Source organism: Roseimicrobium sp. ORNL1 (assembly GCF_011044495.1).
In the GTDB taxonomy this organism is placed as follows: domain Bacteria; phylum Verrucomicrobiota; class Verrucomicrobiia; order Verrucomicrobiales; family Verrucomicrobiaceae; genus Roseimicrobium.
The window spans coordinates 3,858,345-3,867,157 of the sequence record NZ_CP049143.1 but is presented as its reverse complement, the minus strand read 5'-3'; the positions used below and the strand labels follow the sequence as shown (position 1 = coordinate 3,867,157).

9 protein-coding genes and 1 pseudogene are annotated in these 8,813 nt (G+C 55.2%); 7 read left to right on the top strand and 3 right to left on the bottom strand.

Translation table 11 applies throughout. From position 1 onward, the window contains the following. The first annotated feature begins 135 nt into the window (after positions 1 to 135). The 4 genes from G5S37_RS15735 (at position 136) to G5S37_RS15720 (ending at position 2,336) form a co-directional block, all read left to right on the top strand. Positions 136 to 636 (top strand): tail fiber protein, encoded by a 501-nt coding sequence (locus tag G5S37_RS15735; protein ID WP_165205414.1) that lies wholly within the window; start codon positions 136 to 138, stop codon positions 634 to 636. 45 nt (positions 637 to 681) lie between these two features. Then, positions 682 to 1,185, top strand: a complete 504-nt coding sequence (locus G5S37_RS15730) for a tail fiber protein (protein ID WP_165205413.1) — start codon at positions 682 to 684, stop codon at positions 1,183 to 1,185. A gap of 45 nt (positions 1,186 to 1,230) precedes the next feature. Beyond that, positions 1,231 to 1,755 carry a tail fiber protein gene (locus tag G5S37_RS15725; protein WP_165205412.1) on the top strand — a complete coding sequence of 175 codons (525 nt, stop codon included), beginning with the start codon at positions 1,231 to 1,233 and terminating at the stop codon, positions 1,753 to 1,755. A gap of 86 nt (positions 1,756 to 1,841) precedes the next feature. Continuing rightward, on the top strand, positions 1,842 to 2,336 hold the full coding sequence (locus tag G5S37_RS15720; RefSeq protein ID WP_206026480.1) for a GNAT family N-acetyltransferase: 495 nt from the start codon (positions 1,842 to 1,844) through the stop codon (positions 2,334 to 2,336). Here the strand turns inward: G5S37_RS15720 and G5S37_RS15715 are convergent. From G5S37_RS15715 to G5S37_RS15705, 3 genes are read right to left on the bottom strand one after another with little or no spacing between them, the layout of a single operon-like run. After that, the gene (locus G5S37_RS15715) at positions 2,329 to 2,640 is read right to left on the bottom strand and encodes a hypothetical protein (protein WP_165205410.1); all 312 of its coding nucleotides are present in this window, start codon (positions 2,638 to 2,640) and stop codon (positions 2,329 to 2,331) included. The two genes, G5S37_RS15720 and G5S37_RS15715, sit on opposite strands and share 8 nt — an antisense overlap. 46 nt (positions 2,641 to 2,686) lie before the next feature. Continuing rightward, positions 2,687 to 3,916 carry a glycosyltransferase family 4 protein gene (locus G5S37_RS15710; protein WP_165205409.1) on the bottom strand — a complete coding sequence of 410 codons (1,230 nt, stop codon included), beginning with the start codon at positions 3,914 to 3,916 and terminating at the stop codon, positions 2,687 to 2,689. A 60-nt stretch (positions 3,917 to 3,976) separates the two neighbouring features. Then, positions 3,977 to 4,504, bottom strand: a complete 528-nt coding sequence (locus G5S37_RS15705; protein ID WP_165205408.1) for a hypothetical protein — start codon at positions 4,502 to 4,504, stop codon at positions 3,977 to 3,979. A gap of 502 nt (positions 4,505 to 5,006) precedes the next feature. Between G5S37_RS15705 and G5S37_RS15700 the strand changes: the two genes are divergently transcribed. From G5S37_RS15700 to G5S37_RS15695, 3 genes and pseudogenes are all read left to right on the top strand, one after another. Continuing rightward, positions 5,007 to 5,960 (top strand): hypothetical protein, encoded by a 954-nt coding sequence (locus G5S37_RS15700; RefSeq protein ID WP_165205407.1) that lies wholly within the window; start codon positions 5,007 to 5,009, stop codon positions 5,958 to 5,960. 422 nt (positions 5,961 to 6,382) lie between these two features. Continuing rightward, positions 6,383 to 6,583 (top strand): annotated as a pseudogene (locus tag G5S37_RS32545) (IS630 family transposase); the annotation flags it as partial. 226 nt (positions 6,584 to 6,809) lie between these two features. After that, positions 6,810 to 8,123, top strand: coding sequence for a tyrosine-type recombinase/integrase (locus G5S37_RS15695; RefSeq protein WP_165205406.1), 1,314 nt, complete (start codon positions 6,810 to 6,812; stop codon positions 8,121 to 8,123). Positions 8,124 to 8,813: the final 690 nt, after the last annotated feature.

Genomic DNA, 8,813 nt, shown 5'->3' with positions numbered 1-8,813 from the left:
AGTACGCTTATTCGATCCAAATGTTGTGGGGCGGCATTGTCGACAGCGGTTTATGAATGTGGTTTTTCTGTCAGGTATTTGAAATAGGATTTTGCTTAGCTTGCACTTTTTCCAATAGAACTTAAGACCTCGATTATGGCCGAGCCATTCCTCTCCGAGATTCGCATCATGTCATTCGCATTCGCTCCCAAAGGGTGGGCGTTCTGTAATGGGGGGTTGCTTCCCATTAACCAGAACCAGGGACTTTTTTCGCTGTTGGGAACTACTTTTGGCGGTGATGGGCGCGTGGACTTTGCCCTCCCTGACCTCAGGAGCCGGGTGCCCATTCATGTGGGTTCCAATCACACTCTTGGAGAACGTGGTGGCGAGGCGGCTCACACCTTGTCCATTGCGGAGATTCCGACTCACACGCATGTCCTGAACGCCACTTCAAACGAGGGTACCGCACTTGTTCCCGCGAACAACCTTCTCGCGAAGAACAATCTTCCGGCTTACAGCCAGGCAACCAACCTGGTGGCGATGGGAGCTCCGTCCGTGTCGAACGTCGGCGGCAGCCAGGCGCACCTCAACATGCAGCCTTTCCTGACGCTCAACTTCTGCATCGCCCTTCAGGGCATCTTCCCGTCGCCGACTTGATTCGCATTACACGACCGGACCAATCTTTCACACACTCACTTTCCCATGGCACAACCTTACGTCGGTGAAGTTCGAATGTTCGCGGGTAATTTCGCCCCTGCCGGATGGATGTTTTGCGAGGGGCAACCGCTTCCCATTTCGGAGAACGAAACGCTCTTCCAACTCATTGGCACCACTTACGGAGGAGACGGTGAGTCCACCTTCGCTCTTCCTGATCTGCGTGGTCGCGTCCCAATCCATCAGGGAAATGGCTTCATTCTTGCGGAGACTGGTGGGGCCGAAGAGATCACGCTGACGGTAAGTCAGATTCCTGCTCACAGCCATCCTCTGCTGGCCAGCACGAATGTGGCCACGGATGCCAACCCATCTCCCAATCTCCTGGCTCAGACTGGAACATTCGACCTTTACCAGACAACTCCCGGCGGCGCTCCCATGGCGCCTGCTTCCATTTCCTCCATAGGCGGCAGCCAGCCCCACACCAATTTTCAACCTTACCTCTGCGTCAATTTCATCATCTCGCTGTTTGGAATCTTCCCGTCGCCCACCTGATCGGCGTGTCGCGTACTCAACCTTTCATCTCCCACCCATACTCCGATGGCTGATCCTTTTGTTGCAGAAATCCGCATCTTCCCTTTCAACTTCGCGCCCAGAGGCTGGGCCTGGTGTGATGGCCAACTCCTGCCGCTTTCGCAGAATACGGCGCTCTTCTCCCTCTTGGGAACGACCTACGGGGGCAATGGCAAATCCAACTTCGCTCTTCCTGATCTTCAGGGTCGCGCTCCCATGCATCCTGGACAGGGCCCCGGGCTGAGCTTGCACGACTTGGGCGAAACGGGTGGTTCAGAAACCGTCACTCTCCTGGAGAGCGAGATTCCGAACCACAGCCATGCGCTCAACGCTCAGGTACCACCGGCAGACAGCGCTACTCCGCAGGGTAATTCCCTTGCACGCGTCATCGGTGCCTCGCCCTACCTTCCGCCTGCAGGAGCACCTCTCGTGACCATGGCTCCTGAGGCCTTGGCGCCAGCCGGTGGCGATGCGCCGCACAACAACCTCCAGCCGTTTCTCACCTTTTATTTCAACATTGCACTGCAGGGTGTGTTCCCACCCCGGGGCTGATTGGTGCATCGCAGATTGGAAGTGAGTGGACGCAACCGTTCAGTATATGGCAGCTTCGCGGCATGATTCAGCGGTCTTCTGAATTCATGCCAGAAGTGCTTTCCGCCTTGGAGCTCACATTTCGTGATGCCGCGGCGGAGGATCGTGCCTTCCTCAGTGAGCTGTATATCAGCACCCGTCTGGAAGAGCTGAGTGTGACTGGATGGTCTCCGGAGATGATTCGAGCCTTTCTCCAGCAGCAGTTCGAGGCGCAAACAGCGCACTACGAGCAGCACTACCTCAGCCACGGCGCCATCTTTCGTATCATCCTTGAACACGGTCACCCCATCGGACGCTTCTATACATTTGAGGGAAGTGACGAGATTCGGGTGGTGGATATCGCTCTCGTTCCCGAAGCGCGGGGGAGGGGGATAGGCACGGCTATCCTCAAGGACTTGCTTTCGAAGTCAAATAAGCCGGTCACCATTCATGTGGAGAAACAGAATCCGGCGATGCGTCTTTACCAGCGGCTTGGATTTTCGAGGATCGGGGAACACGGGTACTACGACCTGATGGAGTGCCGCCCCGCAGCCGTCAGTTGAAGACCGCCTCGTACTTCCATCGCTTGTCGGGGGCCGGTCCAAGTGGGACGATGAAAATAGATTCCATCCGGTCGTTCGAGAGTGCAAAGTCCAGCATGCCCTGGTTCATCCTCAGTTCAGGGGCGCTGGTAAACAGAAGGGAAAACGGCTGTGGGCGGATATCATCCCCCTGATGCCGGTTGTGCTTTGGAAGTACCTCGACGGCATCCAGCTTCAGCTCCCCGATGGATTTGCCTTGAGAACTGATGGGGAGAGACTTTCCAACCAAAGGGGCGAAGTAGTCGTGATCGAGAACGGTGTGCATGCTGTATGAATAGCGACGGTGCCGTTGAATTCCACCCTTCATTCATTCATTGCCTTGAGGCACACTGCTCAAGGGTATTGGTGAACAAGGCCTCCCAGCGCTGCCGCACCGCATGCCATTGCCAGTCCGGATGGCGTGCTCTTTGCGCTCCTGCAAGAGCCAGCCGTTCGCGCAGTTCGCGGTCGCGGTAGAGAAGTTCCAGTGCTTCGGCTGTTCCTTCCGCTCCCACTTCAGCCATCTCCAGCAGCGAGTATTCCGGCACTCCACGCCATGCCGGTTCGATGAAGCAGGCCGCGTTCTCCCACAGCTCTTCACAGGCACTGTGCCGGGGTACAATCTGGGCCCGACCTGCAGCTGCATGCTCGAAGCTGACGAGACCCCAACCTTCACCGGAGGAGGTATTCAATCCAACATCGCACCCATTGTAGAGGCGATTCAGTTCCGCGTCGGTGAGTGGACCGCTCGTGCTGGAAAGGGGATTCCACACGATTCGATGGGATATATCCAGCAAGCTTGCCAGATCCCGGAGTTCACGCGCGTGTTCGCCAGTGGAGATGGCATGGTGCAGGCACAGCTTCACATTGGCAGGTTTGCCTTCTGCGAATTTTGCGAAGCCTCGAAGGGTTGCATCCAGGCACTTCCTTCGCGCGGGGCGACTCGCGTTCAAAACGATGAAGGACGTTTTGATATCTGGAAGCGGGCCGAAGATCTGTTGCTTTAGAGCAGCCTGGGCTTCGTGGTCATCGGGGGCAAACAACGAATGGAATGCCTGCAGATCCACCCCGTGAGGTACGACGCTGACCTCCGGCGGAGAGTCCACAGCCAAGCGCTGGAATCCAGCGCGGACCTGAGCCGCCGCTCCAGGCGTGTAGGTCACGACGTGAGATGCCTTTGCCAGTGGTGCCACCAGGGAATCATCCGTGATGCGTCCATCGAGAGGGAAGTAGACCACCACGGGGCAGCCTAGACTGCCGGGTTCCAGCACCTCGAAGTAGTATGACATCATCCAGATGTCATGCAGGATGAAGACACAATCCGGGCGAACCTCTTCGATGATGCGCTTCGCTTCAAAAGCAGCAAACGTGTCGCCACCCTTGAGGTTCGTCGGGTGGAGTGACCAGGCCTCATCCACACGCGGTCCCTGGTAACCGATGCCCACATGGTGAACCTCCCATGTATTCGATGCTGACCGCAAGACCTCACCCATGACCCGGCCGAAACCCGTGCCTGGAGCGTGCCAGCCCAGGGCTACGAGTTTCGGTTTGGAGCTGAGCATGTGTAAACGAATCGGCGGGCGGTGGCGTGTTGGGCACACTTGTGGCCCGCCTGGCGCTGTTTAGCTCAGCGTGATGGGAGTCCAATAGGTCGTTCCGCTGGTGACCACCGGCATGAGTTGGAGCGTCATCACTGGACCGATGCCGTCATAAGCGCTGGCTTCGAGGCCAAGGGATGAGGATTCTCCCAGGATGTCCACGAGGCAGTAGGCGAGAGAGCCAATCTCTCCGCAGTTCAACTGAGCGCTGATCTGTTCGAGCCTCTTCAAGGCAACGCCGGCGCCGTTGTCCAGCAAATAGGCATACAGCGGCCCTTGAGGCACTCGGAGTGTGCTCAGGGAAGTAGTGGCCACGATGAGGAGGTAGCGCGGATCGTTGTACTGCTCAATGCCGGCCGGAAGTGTGGTGTTGGACTGCTGCACCACATTGAACACCACTTGCAGTGTCGTCCGGTCGAGGATAAGGAACCAGAATGAATTGTTGGTGTAGGGATTTGGGAAATAGGTGGTGCCTCCCACGACCGCCACGATTTGACCGTTGGTATTCCGGGGCGATTTGACCGTGAAGGGAATGTTGCCTGAAGCGCTCATATAGGGTTCGTGCGGTGCTTAATCGGGTTTGGCTGGTGTAGTCGGTACATTCGAAACGAAACCGTTTCGAAGCGACTGCGCATCCTTCACGTTCAAATATCTTATGCAAAGAAAATTTGGCTGCATACTTATAATGAATTACAATTTACCCTGAGTGTGCATAAGGCACTGGAGGCTGGGGTGCGTAAATTGCCGTTTACGCGAATGCCGTTCATGGAGCGTGCATGGATGAACGACTGAGACGGAAACATGGACAGGGTTGCAAATCTTTATGCGTTCCATTATCCAATGACGTTGCATTTTTGTCTAAAGGCCTAGTTCCTGCTTGTTCTGTCAGCGCGAAGAGCTACTGATGTGCGCTCCTCAAGTTTATTTTCCCATGCCGCGCAGACGCCAGTTTTTAGCCGTAAGTTTAGGTGCATCCGGAGCTGTTGTTCTTTCAGGCATTCCGACTGTGGCAGAAGCTGCGTCAGCGACTGACCAAAAGGCGACTGGGCCGTCATTGAAAAAAGGACAGGCGGACAAGATTTCTCTCACGGAAGCAGACAAGGCCATCCTGACCTTCCTCCGTACGTTCACCAACCAGGTGTATCTGGTGGGTGGCTCAGTGGCAGGGAAGACAACGTCCAGCAACTATCGCTGCACCCAGCTGATTGCATCCATCAACGATCTTGATGAGTTTCAGGGCCGCCTCACGGCAAAGGGTTCACCTGTGAGCAATGGGATGGCGATGGGCAACAAGATCTCCTTCAACCATCTTGATACCACGTTCGAAGTCGAGTTCCTGCTGGTGGAGACTTTTCAGAAGCGGGTCCAGGAGACCTGGGCGGGCATGCGAGCGAGCGGTGAGCCCGTAGTATTCGCTCATGAAGCGTTGCTTTATGATCCTGCTCTCAAACAACTGAGCGATCCGCACAAGGCGATTCGTGGCAAGTCCGCGCTGCTGAAGAGGGTGCGTCATACCGACAACTACGAAGAGCTGTTCCAGGCGAATCTGGAAACGATTTCCTTCAACCTGACACCGTCTGCGCGTGATCAGGCGGCCCTGCAGGCCTTGCTGGCCCGAAAGGTCGTCACGAAGATTGAGGCGGAGACAATCGCAAAGGCATTCCTGCAGTGCCTGTCGTTGGCGAGCCAGGTTTCCTCTCCAGAGACCATCGGGCAGCTCTTCACACGCCCCCTTGTTCGTAGCACCTTGCAATCGCAGTTCGGGTTTGACTCACTTCGTCTGCCGAACAATTACGCCAGGATCCGATCCCGTCACCCTGCCTCAATTACGAACGGAGTGATATGGCACGCCCTTTGCAAGGGTGCTGAGAGTCCAACTGACGGCGTGTACCGTGTGTCTGCGTATGCACTGGGGGGAAGCAGCCAGTTGAAAACATTCCTCACCATGCAGGAGTACCAAAGTGTGAATACCGTGACATCAGACAAAAATTTCCGTGTCTATGCTTGACCGGCTCGCTGTTGTCGAAGTCACCTTTTGTCAGTTCACGACCAAGAATGAGCGTGTTTTTTGTCCCGGAGGGAGGATGCTTTTGGGCGAACCTGGAAACTCTACAGACGAGGCCGGTACGTGAGTTCCAGGAGATGTAGCGCCAGGAACAAGATCTTGTTCAATTACATTTGGAACCAAGGAAAGGGGTGGGGCGATGTTCTCATCGCCCTTTTATCAAACCCGGCAGGTCAAATCGTTTCGGGAATTGGAGGAAGGCGTGTCGGAAATTGGGGGTGAAGTTTGAGGCTTTGGCTGTGTACCAGACAGTCTCTCGAAAGCACCCTCAAGGAAGCGACCCACTGGAACACACGTGAGATGGTCAAGCGGTGGGGTCTTCGCGCCAGACGGTGAGCCGTATCTGGCGTACCTTTGGCGAGGCACCGCATCGCAGTGAGAATTTCACGCTCTCCAGCGCTCCTTATTTCATCGACAAGGTACACGATGTAGTGGGTCTCTCCTTGGATCCACCGGCCAACGCTTTGGTACTATGTGTTGATGAGAAGACCCAAGTCCAGGCACTGAAACGCAGTCAGCCAGTTTTGCCCATGCGCCCCGGTAAACCCGAGCGGCGCATGCATGAATCGGGAAGTAATTGACTCTCTTTCAACAAAGTACCGGCGGTCGGACTCGAACCGACACGTCCTCGCGGACACAAGATTTTGAGTCTTGTGACATGTCGTTTTGACGTGTTTGGTCGTGTTTGCTAAGGTGTGCACCATTCGTTGCTGTACGTAGGGAAATGGAGCATTTTATCCCAACACAAGCGAACACATCATGACACAGGTGAACAAACAAAATGCAAACCAAATGCAAACCAAGGAAGCGGCCGGGGTGCGTCGGTTTGCAAAGACGGACTACAGGCACTGGCTTGAAAGGGTGGATATGCCTGGAAGGTGTCTGACTTTCGGAGTCCATCTTTCGTACAGGGGGCGTCGGATGCGCTTCTCGCTAGAGACGGCAAACAAGGATGCTGCAGCCAAGAAGGCCGCCCGGCTCTACCTCAGCTTGGTCGCCAAGGGCTGGGACGAGACTTTAAAGCAATTTCGCCCTGAGAAAGCCCCGAAGCCACCTTCCCCAACAACAGTAGGTCTGCTGCTCACCGCGGTTCAAAACCTGGCAGAAGTACGCGTCTCCACCTTGAGGGCATACAGTCAGGCAATACGAACGATCGCTTCCGATGTGGCGGCAATCCGTAGCAAGCATGCCAGAGGTAAGTCAAAGGGCCGGGCCGATTCACTGAACACCGAGGAGTGGAGAAGGGCCGTTGATGCTTTGTCGCTCGATTTGCTGTCACCTGCGACGGTGGCAGATTGGAGGAGAAGGTACATCGAAAGGGCAGGGGATGCTCCAGACGCGCGGCGGAGAGCCGAAAATTCGGCATCAGCGCTTATAAGAAACGCCCGGAGCCTATTCTCAAAAAGGACTTTAAGGACGCTACTCGAAACCATGCCTGAAATCGTGCTCCCAGATCCTCTTCCCTTTTCGGGCATGGAAGTATCACAGAAGGTGCAGAGTTACAAAAGCCGCGTCGATCCAACCGCTCTAGTCAATGCTGGTTTGGCAGAACTCGCAGGAAATCCAGCCAAACTGGAGCAGTTCAAGATTTTAATGCTTGGCCTTCTGTGCGGGCTCAGAAAAGCTGAAGTCGATACGCTACAGTGGCGCCAAGTGGATGTGGTGGGTGGCACCATCTCCATTGAGACCACCGAGCACTTTCAACCCAAAAGCCACGAGAGCGAAGCAACCGTAGCGCTTGATGAAGGACTAGCTGAAATGATGAAAGAGTGGAAGAAAAAGGCCACTGGTCCCTTCGTGATTGAGAGCCAGCAGAAGCCAAACTACCACAAACGGAAGAACGCATACTACCGGGCAAATGTCCATTTTCGACGGCTCGCAGTCTGGCTGAAGGCGCATGGGGTGGACGGAAGAAAGCCGATTCATCAGTTGCGAAAGGAGTGCGGCTCGATCATCGCCACTTCGTCGGGCATTCTTGCTGCCAAGAGCGTGTTGAGGCACTCGACCATTGACATTACAGCCAAGTTCTACGCTGACCATAAGAAGCGGGTTACTACAGGTCTCGGTAGCCTCCTAGTGCCGCCAACAAGTGCTCTGGAAAGTTGAGAAGACCTGCCCCCTCCGAGGTATACATAACATTTGGCATAACAATACATATCGCATTTTCTTATGTTTTTGCCTTGCGGCCCTATGAAGCCGGGGCGATTGATCCGCTGTCCTTTGGACAATGCAGAATTGAAATGACAAAAGTGAATCCGATTTGCGAGTTGCTTACGAGGAAGGAAGTTGCGGAAAGGTGGAAGTGCCACCCCGAGACGGTCAAGCGTGCGGAACGTCGTGGCTCCCTTCCCTCCATCAGACTCAGCGCGCATCGAATCAGATACCGACTAATTGACGTGATTCGCGTCGAACAAGACTCCTTCACTGGGGTGAACTAGTGATAACTACATCAGAAAAGGTAGGGTAAAACCACCGCTGATATCTTGACCGGCTGCCCGCTTGCGGGCGTGCAGGTGGAGGCGGCCATTCAGGTCCCCGGTCTGGGTAACACCCAGCAAAAGATCAACTGTTACCACGACCGAAAGCGGCCTCAGCTCAAAGCTGAAGGTCCCGGTGTGAAATGATGCTCGGCGTCCATCGCCCAGCATTCCCCCCCCCAAAAAACCACACGGGCATTGCCATGCCTTTTCGTGGCGAGACGCGCCCTCGTGAAAAGCGCGCAACGCAGAATATGAAAGAGACAAATCAATCCCGCAAGGCCCGAAAAGGGCCTCGCCAATCATCATCAGCCAAATT

What these genes read in the sequence shown, in the direction of transcription:
- G5S37_RS15735 (WP_165205414.1), top strand. Translation starts at nt 136, where the DNA reads ATGGCCGAGCCATTCCTCTCCGAGATTCGCATCATGTCATTCGCATTC.
- G5S37_RS15730 (WP_165205413.1), top strand. Translation starts at nt 682, where the DNA reads ATGGCACAACCTTACGTCGGTGAAGTTCGAATGTTCGCGGGTAATTTC.
- G5S37_RS15725 (WP_165205412.1), top strand. Translation starts at nt 1,231, where the DNA reads ATGGCTGATCCTTTTGTTGCAGAAATCCGCATCTTCCCTTTCAACTTC.
- G5S37_RS15720 (WP_206026480.1), top strand. Translation starts at nt 1,842, where the DNA reads ATGCCAGAAGTGCTTTCCGCCTTGGAGCTCACATTTCGTGATGCCGCG.
- G5S37_RS15715 (WP_165205410.1), bottom strand. Translation starts at nt 2,640, where the DNA reads ATGCACACCGTTCTCGATCACGACTACTTCGCCCCTTTGGTTGGAAAG.
- G5S37_RS15710 (WP_165205409.1), bottom strand. Translation starts at nt 3,916, where the DNA reads ATGCTCAGCTCCAAACCGAAACTCGTAGCCCTGGGCTGGCACGCTCCA.
- G5S37_RS15705 (WP_165205408.1), bottom strand. Translation starts at nt 4,504, where the DNA reads ATGAGCGCTTCAGGCAACATTCCCTTCACGGTCAAATCGCCCCGGAAT.
- G5S37_RS15695 (WP_165205406.1), top strand. Translation starts at nt 6,810, where the DNA reads ATGCAAACCAAGGAAGCGGCCGGGGTGCGTCGGTTTGCAAAGACGGAC.